17 protein-coding genes are annotated in these 16,944 nt (G+C 68.6%); 5 read left to right on the top strand and 12 right to left on the bottom strand.

The annotated features are described in order from the left end of the window. Positions 1-82 precede the first annotated feature (82 nt). Positions 83-787, top strand: a complete 705-nt coding sequence (locus tag ACFRKB_RS08685; RefSeq protein WP_383104390.1) for a L,D-transpeptidase — start codon at positions 83-85, stop codon at positions 785-787. A 79-nt stretch (positions 788-866) separates the two neighbouring features. Continuing rightward, complete coding sequence (locus tag ACFRKB_RS08680; protein WP_383104388.1) at positions 867-1,850, top strand: sigma-70 family RNA polymerase sigma factor; 984 nt, start codon at positions 867-869, stop codon at positions 1,848-1,850. Between the two features lie 206 nt (positions 1,851-2,056). Here the strand turns inward: ACFRKB_RS08680 and ACFRKB_RS08675 are convergent, their stop codons facing one another. The 12 genes from ACFRKB_RS08675 to ACFRKB_RS08620 form a co-directional block, all read right to left on the bottom strand. Further along, the gene (locus ACFRKB_RS08675) at positions 2,057-2,326 is read right to left on the bottom strand and encodes a hypothetical protein (protein WP_383104387.1); all 270 of its coding nucleotides are present in this window, start codon (positions 2,324-2,326) and stop codon (positions 2,057-2,059) included. 120 nt (positions 2,327-2,446) lie between these two features. Continuing rightward, positions 2,447-2,755, bottom strand: a complete 309-nt coding sequence (locus ACFRKB_RS08670) for an STAS domain-containing protein (protein WP_383104385.1) — start codon at positions 2,753-2,755, stop codon at positions 2,447-2,449. A gap of 76 nt (positions 2,756-2,831) precedes the next feature. Beyond that, complete coding sequence (locus ACFRKB_RS08665; protein WP_383104383.1) at positions 2,832-3,416, bottom strand: Uma2 family endonuclease; 585 nt, start codon at positions 3,414-3,416, stop codon at positions 2,832-2,834. 120 nt (positions 3,417-3,536) lie between these two features. Continuing rightward, a complete protein-coding gene (locus tag ACFRKB_RS08660; RefSeq protein ID WP_365972224.1) occupies positions 3,537-4,814 on the bottom strand; it encodes a thymidine phosphorylase in 1,278 nt (425 codons plus the stop codon). 196 nt (positions 4,815-5,010) lie between these two features. Beyond that, positions 5,011-5,415 carry a cytidine deaminase gene (locus ACFRKB_RS08655; protein ID WP_365972225.1) on the bottom strand — a complete coding sequence of 135 codons (405 nt, stop codon included), beginning with the start codon at positions 5,413-5,415 and terminating at the stop codon, positions 5,011-5,013. Further along, positions 5,412-6,683, bottom strand: a complete 1,272-nt coding sequence (locus ACFRKB_RS08650; RefSeq protein ID WP_365972226.1) for an ABC transporter permease — start codon at positions 6,681-6,683, stop codon at positions 5,412-5,414. The genes ACFRKB_RS08655 and ACFRKB_RS08650 overlap by 4 nt, the downstream gene beginning before the upstream one ends. Next, complete coding sequence (locus ACFRKB_RS08645) at positions 6,680-7,828, bottom strand: ABC transporter permease (RefSeq protein ID WP_383104380.1); 1,149 nt, start codon at positions 7,826-7,828, stop codon at positions 6,680-6,682. Before ACFRKB_RS08645 ends, ACFRKB_RS08650 begins: the two co-directional genes overlap by 4 nt. Beyond that, the gene (locus ACFRKB_RS08640; protein ID WP_383104510.1) at positions 7,825-9,486 is read right to left on the bottom strand and encodes an ABC transporter ATP-binding protein; all 1,662 of its coding nucleotides are present in this window, start codon (positions 9,484-9,486) and stop codon (positions 7,825-7,827) included. The genes ACFRKB_RS08645 and ACFRKB_RS08640 overlap by 4 nt, the downstream gene beginning before the upstream one ends. A 444-nt stretch (positions 9,487-9,930) precedes the next feature. Beyond that, entirely contained in the window at positions 9,931-10,980 is a 1,050-nt protein-coding gene (locus ACFRKB_RS08635; RefSeq protein ID WP_383104379.1) for a BMP family lipoprotein, read from the bottom strand. A 147-nt stretch (positions 10,981-11,127) separates the two neighbouring features. Then, positions 11,128-12,357: an amidohydrolase gene (locus ACFRKB_RS08630; protein ID WP_383104508.1), complete on the bottom strand. Its 1,230-nt coding sequence runs from the start codon at positions 12,355-12,357 to the stop codon at positions 11,128-11,130. A 173-nt stretch (positions 12,358-12,530) separates the two neighbouring features. Further along, on the bottom strand, positions 12,531-12,968 hold the full coding sequence (locus ACFRKB_RS08625; protein WP_383104377.1) for a type II toxin-antitoxin system VapC family toxin: 438 nt from the start codon (positions 12,966-12,968) through the stop codon (positions 12,531-12,533). Then, on the bottom strand, positions 12,965-13,234 hold the full coding sequence (locus ACFRKB_RS08620) for a ribbon-helix-helix domain-containing protein (RefSeq protein WP_383104376.1): 270 nt from the start codon (positions 13,232-13,234) through the stop codon (positions 12,965-12,967). The genes ACFRKB_RS08625 and ACFRKB_RS08620 overlap by 4 nt, the downstream gene beginning before the upstream one ends. Positions 13,235-13,398: 164 nt before the next feature. Here ACFRKB_RS08620 and ACFRKB_RS08615 point away from each other — a divergent pair, with 164 nt between their 5' ends. From ACFRKB_RS08615 to ACFRKB_RS08605, 3 genes are read left to right on the top strand one after another with little or no spacing between them, the layout of a single operon-like run. Next, positions 13,399-13,884, top strand: coding sequence for a hypothetical protein (locus ACFRKB_RS08615; protein WP_383104375.1), 486 nt, complete (start codon positions 13,399-13,401; stop codon positions 13,882-13,884). A gap of 18 nt (positions 13,885-13,902) precedes the next feature. Then, the gene (locus tag ACFRKB_RS08610; RefSeq protein WP_383104374.1) at positions 13,903-16,197 is read left to right on the top strand and encodes a hypothetical protein; all 2,295 of its coding nucleotides are present in this window, start codon (positions 13,903-13,905) and stop codon (positions 16,195-16,197) included. Next, a complete protein-coding gene (locus ACFRKB_RS08605; protein ID WP_383104372.1) occupies positions 16,194-16,727 on the top strand; it encodes a hypothetical protein in 534 nt (177 codons plus the stop codon). The genes ACFRKB_RS08610 and ACFRKB_RS08605 overlap by 4 nt, the downstream gene beginning before the upstream one ends. Positions 16,728-16,944: the final 217 nt, after the last annotated feature.

Genomic DNA, 16,944 nt, shown 5'->3' with positions numbered 1-16,944 from the left:
AGCCCACGTTTCACCCGTCTAGCCCACAGAACGCGCCCTCCCAGTGGCGCGGCCGAGGGACGGATGGGGGGAACGGAACGGGATGAGACACGCACACATAACCCGTAACGGGGCCGTGGCGGCGGGGGTTGCCGCGCTGGTGGTCCCGCTGACCGTGGTGCTGGGCGGGGCCTCGCCCGCGCAGGCGGCCTCATGCACCACCAGCACGGGGCCGTACCAGAAGCAGGTCGAGAAGTTCCTGGGCCGGCCGGTGGACGGAAGGCAGTCGTCCACGGACTGCAAGGCCACCCGCGCCTTCCAGTCGAAGCACGGCATCACACCGACGATCGGCTACGCCGGGCCCATCACCTGGGGCGTGATGGATGTGATGAACAAGCAGAAGGCGGCGGGCAAGACACCCAACAAGGCCGGCAAGTGCCCGACCAACAAGGGCCGTATCGCCTGCGTCGACCTCTCCCGCCAGCTGAGCTGGATCCAGGACGGCAAGAAGCTGGTGTACGGGCCGGTGCCGGTGCGCACCGGGCGTGACGGCTACGAGACCAGGACCGGGCTCAAGAAGATCTACTGGCGGAACAAGCACCACGTCTCCACGATCTACGACGTGCCCATGCCCTACAGCCAGTTCTTCGACGGCGGGCAGGCCTTCCACCAGGCGAACCTCAGTATGTGGAACCCGCCCGGCTCGCACGGCTGCGTGAACATGACCAAGACGGCCGCCGTGAAGTACTGGTCGCTGCTGAAGAACGGCGACGATGTCTACGTTTACGGCCGTAAACCCGGAACCTGAGCGGATTGTCAGTGCGCTCCGGTAGCTTCCATGAGACCGGTCTCACAGACCGGTCTCAAGGGGCGACTGGGGTGACGCGATGAGTGATCTTGCAGCAACAGAGGACCTGGACTCCCGGCTGGAGAAGCACCGCACGGAGCTGACGGGCTACTGCTACCGGATGCTGGGGTCGGCCTTCGAGGCCGAGGACGCCGTACAGGACACGATGGTGCGCGCGTGGAAGAGCTTCGAGAAGTTCGAGGGCCGCTCCTCGCTGCGGTCATGGCTCTACCGCATCGCGACGAACGTCTGCCTGGACATGCTCAACGCGGGCAACCGCCGGGCCCGGCCGATGGATCTGTCGGGCCCGACGCCGGTGGCCCAGGCCCAGCTCTCCGCGCTTCCGGAGAACGTCTGGCTGGAGCCGGTGCCGGACGGCCGGGTGCTGCCGTCGGTGGCCGACCCGGCCGAGACGGCGGTGTCACGGGAGACGATCCGGCTGGCGTTCGTCGCGGCGCTCCAGCATCTGCCGCCGAAGCAGCGGGCCGTGCTGATCCTGCGCGAGGTGCTGGCATGGAAGGCGAGCGAGGTCGCCGAGCTGCTGGATACGACGGTCGCCTCCGTCAACAGCGCGCTCCAGCGGGCGCGGGCGACGATCGCCCAGTCGGAACCGGCCGCGACGGATACGGCGGATCCGCTCGACGAGGAGCAGAAGGAGCTGCTGGAGCGGTATGTGAGGGCCTTCGAGGGTTACGACATGAAGGCGCTGACCGCGCTGCTCCATGACGACGCGAAGTTCACCATGCCGCCGTACGACCTGTGGCTCCAGGGCCACGACGACATCACCGGTTTCATGCTCACCATCGGCGCGGGCTGCCGGGGCTCACGGCTTCTGCCGACGGTGGCCAACGGCACCCCGGCCTTCGCGCACTACAAGCCGGCGGAGTCGGGTGACGGCTTCACCCCGTGGGCGCTTCAGGTCATCGAGATCGAGGACGGCGAGATCGTCACGATGCACTGCTTCCTGGACACGGAGCGGTGGTTCCCGCTGTTCGGTCTGCCGGCGCGGCTGGAGAACGCGTAGGTCCCCGTGCTACGGGTACCGGCCCGCCGGTGCGGGGATCGCGTCGACGGGCCGGACGGACGGCGGTGCGCTGTGAGCGGCGGGACCCGGGCGTGCATGGCCGGGCTGTCAGCGCCGGGGTTCAGGCCGGGCTGTCAGCGCCGGGCTGTCAGCGCCGCGCTCGTCAGCGGCGGGTTGTCAGCCTTGGGCTCGTCAGCGCCGGGGCATCAGCGGCGGACGCCCTCTTCGTCCTCGCGCGCGTCCACCCACCAGCCGTTCTGGCAGGTCCGGCCCTCGGGGTCGGTGGCTCCCTCGGCGTAGTCCCCGAAGCCGGTGGTCTCGCCGTTCGGGCCCTGGCCCCAGGTGGTGTAGTAGTAACGACACTTCTGCGCCGCCGCGTTGGGCGCGGCCTGGGCCACGGGTACGACGGTGAGGGCGGCACCTGCCGCGCAGACGACGACCAGCGCGGCACGCGTGAAGGCTCGCATGTCGAGCACCTTTCCTCCTTGGGGCACGCGACCCGCGCCCCGGACTGGTCACTTTCCCGCCGCCGCGCGTCTCGCCACGGACCACACCGCGAACCACCTGATCGCCCGGTGCACGGCGCACCTAGGTGCCTAGCGCGCCATGTCGCCCAGACCGACGAGATCCAGCAGCAGCCGCAACTCCCGCGCGACGCCCCGCAACCGGACCCGGCAGCCCCGCCTGCGGGCGTCGAGCCGGAGCCGGGCGAGCACCTCGACCGCCGCCAGATTCGGCCGGACGAGACCGCCGACCTCACAGATCACCTCGGCCACGCCCAAGTCGTCCGGCCGCGCGGCCAGTTCCCCGCGCAGCCGCTCGTACAGCTCCTCGTAGAACTGGGGCACCTCGGCCGGTGTGAGGTGACCGGCGATGACGAGAACGATCGGTTTCGTGGCATCCACACGGGGGAGACCGCTGCGGCGCCCGGAACTCATCGCAGCGCTCCGGGCACAGTCCGTACGGCGTGGGGGGGGGTGGTCAGCCGACTGGGAACGTGCTCGTGTCGATGGTCAGGTCAAAGGGGTCGGGCAGGGTGATCTCTTCGCCGAACTTCACGGCATGGAGGACCCGGTACACATCCCCTTTGGGCTCGCCGTAGAGGGTGACGGTGGGGCCGCCGGGGGCCCACCTGTCGATCAGCAGATAGAGCGGGATGCCCGCTTGCGCATAGTTGGCGGCCTTGGTGATGCGGTCGTGACTCGCGTTGGACTTCGAGGTGACCTCTACGACCAATTCGGCTCCGGCGGCGGGAATGTAGTTGCCCGATTCACTCGAAACGTCGTCGGGTGCCACAAGCAGGTCCGGAATGTACAGACCCAGACGTGAGGGGATGGCGATGGCCTGGGTCTGGTAGATGTTCCAGTCCTCGGGAATCACGTTGTACAGACGCCGCTGGACCTTGGCCGCGATGCTGTTGTGGTAGTTGGCGGGCGCTGGTGACAAGGTGATGAGCCCCTCAATGATCTCCACCTTGTAGCCCTCGGGCGCGTCCGTCTGCTCCCAGGCACGGACGAGGTCGTCCCAGCCCTGATGGGGCTCGTGGTCGACAGTGAGTGCGGTCATGGCGGTCTCCATCCGTTTCACCAGCGATCCCAGCATGCCGAACGGGACCGGTGGCCGTCCACCGATCCCGTTCACCCATACGAGGCGTGTGCATCAGCGGCCTCCGGCCGCGGGCGCAGGTCAGGCGATACGTTCCCGCACCACCGGCGTCGCCTTGAACGCCGTGTCCGGCGCCTCGATGTCGTACGCGTCCGCCAGCGCGCCCAGCGCGTAGTCGAACTTCTCCGGGGTGTCCGTGTGCAGCGTCAGCAGGGGCTGGCCCGCCGTGACCTGGTCGCCCGGCTTGGCGTGGAGTTCGACGCCCGCGCCCGCCTGGACCGGGTCCTCCTTACGGGCGCGGCCCGCGCCCAGGCGCCAGGCGGCGACGCCGACGCCGTACGCGTCCAGGCGGGTCAGGACGCCGGTGGCGGGGGCCACGACCACCTGGGTCTCGCGCGCGACCGGGAGCGCCGCGTCCGGGTCGCCGCCCTGCGCGGCGACCATGCGGCGCCAGACGTCCATCGCCGAGCCGTCGGCCAGCGCCTTCGCCGGATCCGCGTCCTTCAGGCCCGCCGCGTCGAGCATCTCGCGCGCCAGGGCGAGGGTCAGTTCGACGACATCGGCCGGGCCGCCGCCCGCCAGGACCTCGACGGACTCGCGTACCTCCAGGGCGTTGCCCGCGGTGAGGCCGAGCGGGGTGTCCATGTCGGTGAGCAGCGCGACGGTCCGTACGCCGTGGTCGGTGCCCAGGCCCACCATGGTGGAGGCGAGTTCGCGGGCGTCCTCGATCGTCTTCATGAAGGCGCCGGAGCCGACCTTGACGTCCAGCACCAGCGAGCCGGTGCCCTCGGCGATCTTCTTGGACATGATCGAGGAGGCGATCAGCGGGATGGCCTCAACGGTGCCGGTCACATCGCGCAGCGCGTACAGCTTCTTGTCGGCGGGGGCCAGTCCGTCGCCCGCCGCGCAGATGACCGCGCCGGTGGTCTCCAGGACGTTCAGCATCTCGGCGTTGGAGAGCAGCGCCCGCCAGCCGGGGATGGACTCCAGCTTGTCGAGCGTGCCGCCGGTGTGGCCGAGGCCCCGGCCGCTGAGCTGCGGTACGGCGGCGCCGCACGCGGCGACCAGCGGAGCCAGCGGCAGCGTGATCTTGTCGCCCACGCCGCCCGTGGAGTGCTTGTCGGCCGTGGGGCGCGAGAGCGCGGAGAAGTCCATGCGCTCGCCGGAGGCGATCATGGCGGCGGTCCAGCGCGCGATCTCCGTGCGGTTCATGCCGTTGAGCAGGATCGCCATCGCCAGCGCCGACATCTGCTCATCGGCGACCTCGCCCCGCGTATAGGCGTCGATCACCCAGTCGATCTGCTCGGGGCTCAGCTCGCCCCGGTCCCGCTTGGTGCGGATGACGGAGATGACGTCCATGGTGATCCTTTCGATGACTGCCGTACGTGGGCGAGAGTATCCCGGAGTCTCTACGCGCATAGACACGCCTCGTGTATCCGAGGAGTTCCGAGGAGGTTGTACGGCCCCTCCGCCGCCGGGTCGGTCGCGGCGGCGGAGGGGCCGGGTTCAGGAGGGGCCGGGCTCGGGAAGCCCGTTCAGCGGGCAGCGGCCGTGGTCAGTTCAGGTGACCGGGGCCGAACGCCTGCGGCAGCATCTCGTCCAGCGTGCGGAAGCCGTCCGGGGTCTCCAGGACCAGCTCCGGGCCGCCGAACTCGTACAGCAGCTGGCGGCAGCGCCCGCACGGCACCAGCACCTCGCCCGAGCCGTCGACGCAGGTGAAGTGGGTGAGCCGGCCGCCGCCGCTCAGCTGGAGCGCCGAGACCAGACCGCATTCGGCGCACAGCCCGATGCCGTAGGAGGCGTTCTCGACATTGCAGCCGGTGATCGTACGGCCGTCGTCCACCAGGGCCGCCACCCCGACCGGATACTTCGAGTACGGGGCGTACGCGTGCGTCATGGCGGCGCGGGCGGAGGCCCGCAGCGCTTCCCAGTCCACCGCCGGTCCGGCCGGTGCGGTCATTTTCCTTGCCCCTTCCGGTACGGCATCCCGTCCGCCTTGGGCATCCTGAGCCGTTGCGCCGAGAGCGCGAGGACCAGCAGCGTCGTGACGTACGGGGCGGCGTCCACGAACTGGCTCGGCACCTGGTCGGTCAGCCCGTACCAGGCGAAGAGCAGCGCCGAGACGGCCGCCGAGATCACCGCGGAGACGTACTTCTTCTTGTACAGCTGCCACGCTACGACCAGCACGAGCAGGATCGCGAGAAGCAGCAGCATGGCGTGGACGTTCTCCGCGCCGCCGCGCAGCTTGAGGCTGTCGGTGAAGCCGAAGAGCCCGGCGCCGAGGGCCATGCCGCCCGGCATCCAGTTACCGAAGATCATCGCGGCGAGACCGATATAGCCGCGGCCACCGGTCTGGCCCTCCTGGTAGATGCCGGTGGCGACGATCGCGAGGAAGGCTCCGGCGAGACCGGCGAGACCGCCGGAGACGGTGACGGCGATGTACTTGTACTTGTAGACGTTGACGCCCAGCGACTCCGCGGCGACCGGGTTCTCACCGCAGGAGCGCAGCCGCAGGCCGAACGCCGTACGCCACAGCACCCACCAGGTGCCGGGGATCAGCAGCAGCGCGACGACGGTGAGCAGCGACAGATTGGTCACCAGACCGCCGACGACGCCCGCGATGTCGGAGACCAGGAACCAGTGTCTGGCCTGGAGGTCCTGCATCCAGTCGGAGAGCCCCGGGATGGTGATCTCGGTGATGGCGTCGATCCGCGGGGACTGCTTGGAGGAACCGCCGTCGACCCCGTCGAAGGCGAAGTTGGAGAGATAGCGGGTGGCGCCGACGGCGAGGATGTTGATGGCCACACCGGAGACGATGTGGTTCACGCCGAAGGTGACGGTGACGATGGCGTGCAGCAGACCGCCGAGGCAGCCGCCGAGTATGCCGAAGAGGACACCGGCCCACGGTCCCCACTGGAAGCCGGCCCAGGCGCCGAACCAGGTGCCGAGGATCATCATGCCTTCGAGGCCGATGTTGACGACGCCCGCGCGCTCGGCCCACAGTCCGCCGAGTCCGGCCAGGCCGATGGGGATGGCGAGTTCGAGGGCGCCGGCGACCTGGCCGACGGAGGTGATGTCGTCGGCGCCGCTGATCAGCCGTACGAGCGAGACGAGGGCCAGCGCCCCCGCGACGATCAGCAGGATGACGGGCAGCGAGAGTGTGCGGCGGCCACCGCCCTTCTTGGGGGCGGCGCTGGTGGCTGAGACGGTGCTCGTGCTCGTACTCACAGCGCGGCCCCCTCCTTCTGGGTCTGGTCCTTCTCGGGGCGGGCCTCGGTCGTGAGGGCTCCTCCGGCGGCGAGTTCCGCGCCGACCTTCTGCTGCTGGCGGCGGATTCCGTAGCGGCGGACGAGCTCGTAGCTGACGACGACCGAGATCACGATCAGGCCCTGCATGATCGTGGCGATCTCCTTCTCGTACCCGTACTGGTCGAGGGAGGCCGACGCCTTGTCCAGGAAGGCGATGAGCAGGGCGCTGAAGGCGATGCCGAGCGGGTTGTTCCGGCCGAGCAGCGCGATGGTGATACCGGTGAAGCCGATGCCGGTCGGGAAGTCGAGGCTGTACGTGTGGGTGTCGCCGAGGAGTGTCGGCATCCCGGCGAGGCCGGCGACCGCGCCCGAGATCAGCATCGAGGTGAGGATCATCTTCTTGGCGTCGACGCCGGAGGCCTGCGCGGCGGTCTCGCTGGCGCCGGTGGCGCGCAGGTCGAAGCCGAAGCGGGTACGGCCGAGGACGAACCAGTAGACGAGGCCGCAGGCGGCGGCCACGAAGGTGAAGCCGTAGATCTCACCGGCCTCGGCGCCCATGGAGAGGCCGGGGAACCAGCCGGACTCCGGGATCTCGCCGGTGGTCAGGTTGTTGGAGCCGGCCGGCTGGACGCCGAAGTTCTTGGGCAGGATCAGCCAGGCGACGAGGCTGGTGGCGATCGAGTTGAGCATGATCGTGGAGACGACCTCGCTCACCCCGCGGGTGGTCTTGAGGATGCCCGCGATACCGGACCAGAAGGCGCCGACCAGCATCGCGACGATCACGATCAGCGCGATCTGGAGCGGTCCCGGCAGATCGACGCTGGCGCCGACGAGCGCCGCCATCATCGCGGCGAGCCGGTACTGCCCGTCGACCCCGATGTTGAAGAGGTTCATCCGGAAGCCGACGGCGACCGCGAGCGCGGCCAGATAGTACGTGCCGGCCTGGTTGACGATCAGTACCTGGACATCGACGTACGAGGCGGACTCGAACATGATGCGGTACGGCTCGAAGGGGTCGCTGCCCGAGATGAGCAGCACCACGGTGGTCAGGACTATGGCGACGACCAGCGCGAGCACCGGGCCCGCGAAGCCCAGGATCAGCCGGTCCTTGTCGAACTTCTTCATCGGGCGTCGTCCTCCGGTGCCGCTGCGGCCTGTGGTGCCTCTGCCGTGGGCTCGGCCCGCGTCGCCGGCACGGACTGCGCCGCCGGTACGGGCTCTGCCTCCAGGTGACCGGTGGCGGCGCCGGTCATGGCCGAGCCCAGTTCCTCCGGAGTGATGGTGGCGGGGTCCGCGTCGGCGACGAGCCGGCCGCGGTACATCACCCGCAGGGTGTCCGAGAGCCCGATCAGTTCGTCCAGGTCCGCGGAGACCAGCAGGACGGCCAGCCCCTCGCGGCGGGCCTCCCGGATCTGGTCCCAGATCTGGGCCTGCGCGCCGACGTCCACACCGCGGGTCGGGTGGGCGGCGATCAGCAGCTTGGGACTGTGGCTCATCTCGCGGCCGACGATCAGCTTCTGCTGGTTGCCGCCGGAGAGCGAGGCCGCGGTGACCTCGATACCGGGCGTACGGACGTCGTACTCGCGCACGATCCGGGTGGTGTCGGCGCGGGCGGCCTTCGGGTCGAGCAGTCCGCCGCGGCTGTTGGGCCTCTCGGTGACATGGCCGAGGATGCGGTTCTCCCAGAGCGGGGCCTCCAGCAGCAGGCCGTGGCGGTGCCGGTCCTCCGGGATGTAGCCGATGCCGTCCTCGCGGCGCTTGCGGGTGGGCGCGTGCGAGATGTCGGCGGCGTCGAGGGTGATCACCCCGCCGTCGGGGTCGCGCAGCCCCATCAGCGCCTCGATCAGCTCGGTCTGGCCGTTGCCCTCGACGCCCGCGATGCCCAGGACCTCGCCCTGGTGGATGGTGAAGGTGATCCCGTCGAGCACCTCGCGTACCGCGCCGTCGGGGTCGGTCGCGGTCAGCCGCAGCCCGTCCACCGTGAGCATCGGTATGTCCGTCACCGTCGACTCTCGGGTCTCCGGCGAGGGCAGCTCACTGCCGACCATCAGCTCGGCGAGCTGCTTGGTGGTGGTGTGCGCGGGGTCGGCGGTGCCCACGGTCGTACCGCGCCGTATGACGGTGATGTCGTCGGCGACCGACAGGACCTCGCCCAGCTTGTGCGAGATGAAGATGACGGTCAGGCCCTCGGCCTTGAGCTCGCGCAGATTGTCGAAGAGCGCCTCGACCTCCTGCGGCACCAGCACGGCGGTGGGCTCGTCCAGGATCAGGATGCGGGCGCCGCGGTAGAGGACCTTGAGGATCTCCACGCGCTGGCGGTCGGCGACCCCGAGGTCCTCGACGAGCGCGTCGGGGCGTACGCCGAGGCCGTACGCGTCCGAGATCTCCTTGATCTTCTTGCGGGCCTTCGCGCCGATACCGTACAGGCTCTCGCCGCCGAGGACGACGTTCTCCAGGACGGTGAAGTTGTCGGCGAGCATGAAGTGCTGGTGCACCATGCCGATGCCGCGCGCGATGGCGTCGGCGGGGCTGGTGAACGCGGCGTCCGCGCCGTCGACGGTGATGGTGCCCTCGTCCGGCTTCTGCATGCCGTAGAGGATCTTCATCAGGGTCGACTTGCCCGCGCCGTTCTCACCGACCAGGGCGTGGACCGTGCCCTTGCGGATGGTGATGTCGATGTCGTGGTTGGCGACAACGCCGGGGAATCTCTTGGTGATACCGCGTAGTTCGACTGCGGGGGGACTGCTGGACGGACCGCTGGGCGGGCTGCTGGACGCGTTGATGACGCACTCTCCTTGGCGGGAAAGGAGTAAAGGCGGGGGTGACAGTGGCAGGCGGGGGTGAAGTTATCGCGCCAAAGGGTCGTCTACACGCGTAGCGCAGCCGAATCGTAAGGCGGGGGGCCGCGGGCGGCCGGGGGGTGACCGGGCGGTCACCGGGTGTGCGTGCGCCGGCCAGTGCGCCGGGTCGTACACCGGGCGCACGTCGGGCGTACGCCGGGCCGTTCGGCCGGTGGTACGCCGGACCTGGTGCCGGGTCGTACGCCGGACCGGGTGCCGGGTCGTACGCCGGACCGGGTGCCGGGTCGTACGCCGGACCGGGTGCCGGCTTGTGCGCCAGGCCGTATGCCGGGGCGCACGCCGGGCCGGTGCGCCCGGGGCCCGGGGCGACGGCGTGCACCGTCGCTCCGGGCCCGCGGGAGGTAACCGCGCGGCCGGACAGGGCTGTTACGGCGTGGTCTTGACGGTGATCTTGCCGTCGACGATGTCCTTCTTCGCCTTCTCCACCGCGGCGACCACATCAGTCATCTTGGTGTAGGCCGGGTTGGAGTCGGCCAGGCCGACGCCGTCCTTGTCCAGGCCGTAGCGGACCTCACCGGTCTGCGGCGTGCCGTCCTGGACCGACTTGATCAGGTTGTAGACCGAGTCCGCGACATCCTTGGTCACCGAGGTCAGGATCTGGTCCTTGTAGGCGGCCAGGCCCTTCTGGCTGTACTGGTCGGAGTCGACGCCGATGGCCCACTTGCCGGCCTGCGCGGTGGCCTCGATCGAGCCGGAGCCGGCCAGACCGGCGGCGGCGTAGACCACGTCGGCCTTCTTGTCGAGCTGTCCCTGCGCGGCGGCCTTGCCGAGGTCGGGCTTGGAGAAGCCGTCGAAGTTCGGGGGCTGGGTCAGGTACTGCGACAGGACCTTGACCGACGGGTCGGTCTCCTTGACGCCCTGCGCGAAGCCGGCCTCGAACTTCTTGATCAGCGGGGTCTCGACACCGCCGATGAAGCCGACCGTCTTGGACTTGGTGACCTTGGCGGCGGCGACGCCGGCGAGGTACGAGCCCTGCTCCTCGTTGAAGACCATGTTGGCGATGTTCTTGCCGGTCACCGAGGAGTCGTCGATGATGCCGAAGGTGGTCTTCGGGAACTTCGGCGCGACCTTCTTGATGGCGGGCGCGTACGCGAACCCGACACCGATCACCGGGTTGTTGCCGGAGCGGGCCAGCTCGGTCAGCCGCTGGACCTTGTCGGCGTCCGACTCACCCTCGGAGGGCTCGGCGGCGCTGCCCTTTATCTTGAGGTCGGTCTCGGCCTTGGACAGACCGGCGTAGGCGGCGTCGTTGAACGACTGGTCGCCGCGCCCACCGATGTCGTACGCGATGGCGGCGCCGGCTTCCTTGGAGCCGGAACCGGCGTCCGACGACGACTTGTTGCCACACGCGGTGGCGGTGAGCGCGAGTGCCGCTGACGCGACACCCACGGTGGCGATCCTGGTGATCCGGCGCAAGGGAGGCTCCTTCAACCTGACCGAAGCGCCTCGGCTGGCGCTGGTTTCGCGGCGATCGTAACGCGCGTAGATGTCAGATAAAGACCCGTACGGAAGCTGTTATCGGATCGTCGCGAACGGAGGGCGAGCCAAAGGTGTCATGGCCGGTTACAAACGGTTGCCGTCGATCAACGCGGCGGCCGTGAAAAGCTCCACGCCGACCTGAATCGCGTGTTCGTCGACGTCGAAATCACCACGATGCAGGTCGTACCGGGCCTGGCTGCCGGGCGCCCGTACGCCGAGCCGCGCCATCGCGCCGGGCACCTGTTCCAGATACCAGGAGAAGTCCTCTCCGCCGAGGCTCTGCTCGGTGTCCTCGATTGCATACGAACCACGGCGCGCGGTCTGCGCGGCGCGCAGCAGTTCGGTGACGACCGGGTCGTTGACGACCGGCGGCACGCCGCGGACGTACTCGATCTGCGACTTGGCGTGATGGAGCGTGGCGATCTCGTCGATCGCGGCGTGCACCATGTCCGGGGCCTCGCGCCAGGCGGGCAGGTCCAGGCAGCGGACGGTGCCGGAGAGTTCGGCGTGCTGCGGGATGACGTTGCAGGTGTGGCCGGACGCGATACGTCCCCAGGTGACGGAGAGCCCGGAGCGGGCGTCGACCCGGCGGGCGAGCAGCGCGGGGACGTCGGCGGCCACCCTGGCGACGGCGGTGACCATGTCGGTGGTGAGGTGGGGACGCGCGGTGTGGCCGCCGGGGCCGTCGAGGCTGATCTCCAGCCGGTCGCAGGCGGAGGTGATGGGGCCGGAGCGCAGCCCGATGAGCCCGGCGTCGACCTTGGGGTCGCAGTGGACGGCGATGATGCCGCCGACGCCGTCGAGCACCCCGGACTCGATGGCGTCGACGGCGCCGCCGGGCAGCACTTCCTCGGCGGGCTGGAAGATCAGCCGTACGGCGTTGGGCAGCTGCCCCTGCCGATCGAGTTCGGCCAGAACCAGCCCCGCGCCGAGCACGGCGGTGGTATGGACGTCATGCCCACAGGCGTGCGCCCGGTCGGGCACGGTGGAGCGGTACGGGACGCCGGTCTTGGTGTCCGGGATGGGCAGCGCGTCGATATCGGCGCGCAGGGCCAGCATGGGGCGCGCGGGGTCGGGCGTCCCGATGTCACACATGAGCCCGGTGCCGGTGTTGAGCACCCGCGGCGCGAGTCCGGCCTGCTCAAGCCGGTGCTTGAGCGCGGCGGTGGTACGGAATTCCTGGTTGCCCAGCTCGGGATGCATATGCACGTCCCGGCGGAAGGCGATCAGCTCGGCACGCAGTGTTTCGGGCAACGTGCCGGGGAGTGCGGCTTCGGCTTCCGCGGGCAGGTCGTTCTCGGACTCGCAGGACATCAACTGGCTCACCTGTTGAAGACTAGGCCCCTTCACTGATCAACCAGCCCTCGATCAAGAAAATTTCAGCCACACAGGCCAAGAAACTTGGTCCCGGCGTGCATGACGTACGGACACAGCGGGTATACCGGCGCATCCTCGCGATGGGGAGGGGGTCGGGCGGCCGCCGATCGTCAGAGGTCGTCGGGCAGGATCCGGAAATGGGTGTACCGGCCACCGAGCGGCCGGACGGTCCGGAAGTCACGGAGGTCCCGGGTCAGGACGGCGTCCGTGTCGTACTCGGCTGCCAGGGCGACGTTCACGGCGTCGACGAGGTCGAGATCGAGCGCGTGATAGCGAGCCCGTACCGAAAGGGCCGCGTCGAGGAGTTCCGGCGTGGAAGAAGCGAGAACCAGCCGCATCTGCCGCATCCGCGCCGTCAGCGAGCGCACGATTCCGTCGGCGGCGGCCCGGCCGGCCCGGCTGGTGGCGACCTGGTGCACCTCGTTGATCGCGAGAGGGGCGGCAACGAGGAGCCCGCAGTCGTCCGCCGCTTTTCTGGCCCTCTGGTGGTCGGGATCGGAGCGATTGAACAGGGTGAGCAGCCCGGAGGTATCGGCGATGACGATCACGCCGCGTCCCCCGTGTTCCGTCGCTCACGTGCCTCATAACCATCGGTCACCGCCGCACGGATGTCCTCCGCGGTAACGGGCCCTCCGAGATCGAAGGTCTCGTCGTCGGTGACGAACGGCTCGTCCCACGCGCGGTGAGCCAGCGCGATGCGGTGAATGCCCTCACGGATTATCTCGGCCTCGGACACGCCCAGGCGGGCGGCGGCCTCCTTGATCAATGCGAGGTCACTGTCGTCGGCGTAGACATTGGTGCGCTTCAGAGCCATGATCTCATGGTACAGGTTATGTACCACCGTGACCTTTCCGTGAGACGGACCCTCTCTGCGGACGCCGACGGAGACGCCGACACCCCTTGCGACCGGCCCTTTACGATCGCTAAGTTGAGCCGGATTGCTCAGCACAAGGGCGCGTTCGGGGGAGGGGCCCGCAGATGCCGTGGGACGAGTGGGAGCAGCTGAAATCGGACGCCGCCGGGAGGCAAGCCACCGGGCAGGCCACCGGGATGCGGCTCAATCAGCTGCCCGGCGGGCCCGGGAGCGGGGGCCGGGACGATCTGGTGGTCCAGCAGGACGATCTGGGCGCCGTGGGCCATGAAGCCTTCGTCCTCCACAGCGACCTGGGCAAGCAGGCGGACATCGCGGGCGCGGGCGCGGACAAGAGCGGCTCGGGTTCCAGCATGCAGGCCGCAGCCTCCCTCAAGAGCCACAACTTCACCCTCGGGTCGGCCCTGGAGACGACGGTGTCGACCTGGACCAGCCAGGTGAAGTCGCTGCTCCAGGCATGCGCCCATATCTCCAACCACCTGGACTACACCAAGGCGTCGCACGCCAAGGACGACCTCGCCATCGAGGCGTCGATCCGCAACCGCGACGGCTCCACCCTGCCCGTGTCACGGCTCGATGAGTACTTCAAGTAGGGAAGAAGGAAGACAGCGGTGGCCAGTCTCACCTTCATGGATGTCGCCGAGGTCGATCTCGGCAAGCTCGGATCAGCCGTCTCGGACTGGAAGACAGCCGTCGGCAACCTCAAGACGCTTGCGGGAAACGCCAAGTCCGGTCTGCTCGCGAAGTCGGACTCCGCCCGCTGGGCCGGCGTCAACGCGACCGTGACCCGGGAATTCGTCGGAAAGACGGTGAAGGAGTTCACCGACGCCCACGCGCAGGCCGAGAGCATCTGGAAGCTTCTCGACGACGCCCATTCGGAACTCCTCAAGATCCAGAAGAGCATGAAGACCGCCGTCGAGGTGGACGCCCCCGCGATGGGGGTCAGGATCGAGGACATCGGCGGTGGTGCGGTCCGGTGGTTCTTCCCCCATGTCCGGGGTGACACCGACGAGCGGACGCAGGAGCAGCGCGACGCGGCGCAGGCGCTGGCCGACCGGATCGCCGGCCTGATCGCGCACGCCACGGAGATCGACAGCTCGGTGACCCGGGCACTCGGCAAGGCCCATGGCGGCGACGTCCACAACTTCGGGCACTCGAACTACACGTCTCTGGACGACGCCCAGGTGGAGCGGCAGCTGGAACTCGCGGCGCTGGGGCCGAAGATGACCGACGCGCAGCTGGCCGAGTTCAACTCGCACATGAAGTACAACGCCAAGGACCCCGATTTCACCACGGCGTTCTACCAGGGGCTGGGCGGCCCGGAAGCGACCCTTGAGTTCTACGGCCGCATGTCGATCGACGGCACCGGCGGGGACGACAAGGCGCGCCTGGCCCTCACCCAGGAGCTCCAGCGCACCATGGGCACCGCACTGGCCACCGCCACCGACCCCGACAACAAGCCCCATCTGCCGGCGAGCTGGGGCGCGGAGTTCCGGAAACTCGGCACGCAGCCCATCGAGCTCGAACCGGGGGCGATGAACTCCCCCTACGGTTACCAGGTGCTCGGCGGACTCCTCCGCTACGGCGACTACGACCCGGAATTCCTCAACCCCATCGCCGAGCATGTCACTCAGCTGCATCGCGACGATCCGACCCGGTTCATGCTCAACGCGCCGATGGGCAGCGATGACATCTACGGCTTCAACCCGTCCGGGAAGCTGGGCTCCGGGAACGACCCGTTGAACAGCGTCCTTGAGGCGCTGGGGCACAGCCCGGAGGCTTCGGAGAAGTTCTTCTCGGATACACCGACCAAGTACAACGAGGACGGCACGGTCGACAAGAACAACTCGGCCGGCTTCTCCTCATACTTGGAGGAGTTCACCAAGGAAGACTTCCAGTGGAACATTGACACGAACGCCGCCAATGTGATGGCGGACGAGGAGAACACCGCGGATGCCCTGAACGACGGCCCGAACGCGCTGGGGCACGCGCTGGAGGCGGCCACGACGGGGCGTCCGTACGACAGTGACGACACCGCTGACGCCATCCCGCACTCGGAGAAGGCCGCAGCGCTCACATCGCAGATCGTGGAGCTGTTCGGTGAGAATCCGGGGCTGCTTCAGCACAATGAGAATGGCGATCTCGAAGACGCGGAGACCGGCCCGCTCTACGCGATGCGGGACAGTCTGGGCGACATCACCGCCGAGTACATGGGTGACTTCCAGCGCGTGGTCTACGCGGAGTCGGGGGACGATTTCCCGACATTCGGTGCTCCTGCGAGTCTCGATATGGACCAAGCTCGCTCGTTCCTTTCCGTCGTCGGCCAGGATCCGGACGCGTACGCGGCCATCACGAGTTCCCAGCAGGCCTACACCTCTCAGCAGGTGGACGCGGCCATCAACACACCGACACAGTCGGAGGCTTCCATTGACGGCCGCGTCCGCGGGGCCGTGGCACCGGGTGCTGTGATCGCGGGCATCATGAGCGAATCCCGCGCCGATGCCGTGATCGACTACCACTCCGCGTCGGACCAGGAGTTCAACGACGCGGCGGCGGACAACGCGAAGTGGGTGAACCGAATCGTCGGGATGGGAACGGGCGCGGTGGGAGAGCGTGTGCCCATCGCGGGCGAGCTTCTTGGCTGGGTCAGCGAGGACATCACGGAGAGTGTGTTGAAGAGCATCGAGCAGGACTCTGCCGCAGAGGCCCAGAAGGAAGCCGGCAGGTCATATACCGGTGGCCGGGAGGCAGCCATCCTCTCCTCCGAGGATGCCGTCAACCGGGCGTTGATGAACAGCGACATCCATGTCGACACCTACGACGATCTACGGAGAGCCGCGAAAACCGAGGCCGGCAACAGCCATGACGCGGGAGCAAGTTGGCAGCGCGCCACTGATCCCTCATGAGGCGGCCGGCAGGGCTTGCGGCTCTGGCGGTCGTCCTGTCCATCGGGCTCTCCGGCTGCGGCGACGGAGAGAAGAAGGACTATGCGATCCCCACCTCGCTCTGCGGGGTCCCGGTCGATCCGCAGCTCCTCGACCCGCTCTTGCCTCCGGGCAAGAAGATCTTCGTGGAGGAAGGCCATTACGCGAAGGGGGTCCCACGCGAGCGCTGCAGCGTCCTCATCGACGGCGATGTGTGGCTGTCCCTGTACGGCGAGTGGCGGAAGGCCGACTTCACCGCTCTCGACGCCGCCAAGGATCAGGTGGTCGGCGGCGGCGGGTTCAACACGACACCCGACGGCGACATCGCTTCGTGGTACCGGGGAGCGGCGACCGCTTTCTCGTGTCGTAACAAGGATTGGGGGGCTTACTCAACCGTCGCCCAGTCTATTGAGCGGGACGGGCGTAAGGCGAACGAGGAAGCCCTGAAGAAGTTCATCGCGCCTTACAGCAAGGCTCTGGCCAAGAAACTCCCCTGCGAGGATGCTTCGTAGCGCGCAGGGGTACGCATCACTCGGCCGTGCACGGGTATGCCACCGGGTCCCCTCAACCGTTACCGCCGGTCTGGCCTTCATGAAGAGCTTCATCGCTTCGTACACAACGGCGTACGAGAAGCAGCAGCCGTGCCGGGGCGAGAACGGCTCACCCGCCCCCACCGCACCGTAGGGGGCGGGTATCGGCCCAGGCCGGACGTCACTCCGGGAGCGGCTC

This window comes from Streptomyces scopuliridis, assembly GCF_042790125.1.
GTDB classification, from domain to species: Bacteria; Actinomycetota; Actinomycetes; order Streptomycetales; family Streptomycetaceae; genus Streptomyces; species Streptomyces scopuliridis_A.
Note: the sequence above shows the minus strand (reverse complement) of the source record. Positions and strands in the feature narration are given on the sequence as shown.

Coding starts and splice junctions, on each gene's coding strand:
- ACFRKB_RS08615 (WP_383104375.1), top strand. CDS start 13,399: ATGCCGTGGGACGAGTGGGAGCAGCTGAAATCGGACGCCGCCGGGAGG.
- ACFRKB_RS08620 (WP_383104376.1), bottom strand. CDS start 13,234: ATGGCTCTGAAGCGCACCAATGTCTACGCCGACGACAGTGACCTCGCA.
- ACFRKB_RS08645 (WP_383104380.1), bottom strand. CDS start 7,828: ATGAAGAAGTTCGACAAGGACCGGCTGATCCTGGGCTTCGCGGGCCCG.
- ACFRKB_RS08665 (WP_383104383.1), bottom strand. CDS start 3,416: ATGACCGCACTCACTGTCGACCACGAGCCCCATCAGGGCTGGGACGAC.
- ACFRKB_RS08630 (WP_383104508.1), bottom strand. CDS start 12,357: ATGTCCTGCGAGTCCGAGAACGACCTGCCCGCGGAAGCCGAAGCCGCA.
- ACFRKB_RS08605 (WP_383104372.1), top strand. CDS start 16,194: ATGAGGCGGCCGGCAGGGCTTGCGGCTCTGGCGGTCGTCCTGTCCATC.
- ACFRKB_RS08655 (WP_365972225.1), bottom strand. CDS start 5,415: ATGACCGCACCGGCCGGACCGGCGGTGGACTGGGAAGCGCTGCGGGCC.
- ACFRKB_RS08685 (WP_383104390.1), top strand. CDS start 83: ATGAGACACGCACACATAACCCGTAACGGGGCCGTGGCGGCGGGGGTT.
- ACFRKB_RS08680 (WP_383104388.1), top strand. CDS start 867: ATGAGTGATCTTGCAGCAACAGAGGACCTGGACTCCCGGCTGGAGAAG.
- ACFRKB_RS08660 (WP_365972224.1), bottom strand. CDS start 4,814: ATGGACGTCATCTCCGTCATCCGCACCAAGCGGGACCGGGGCGAGCTG.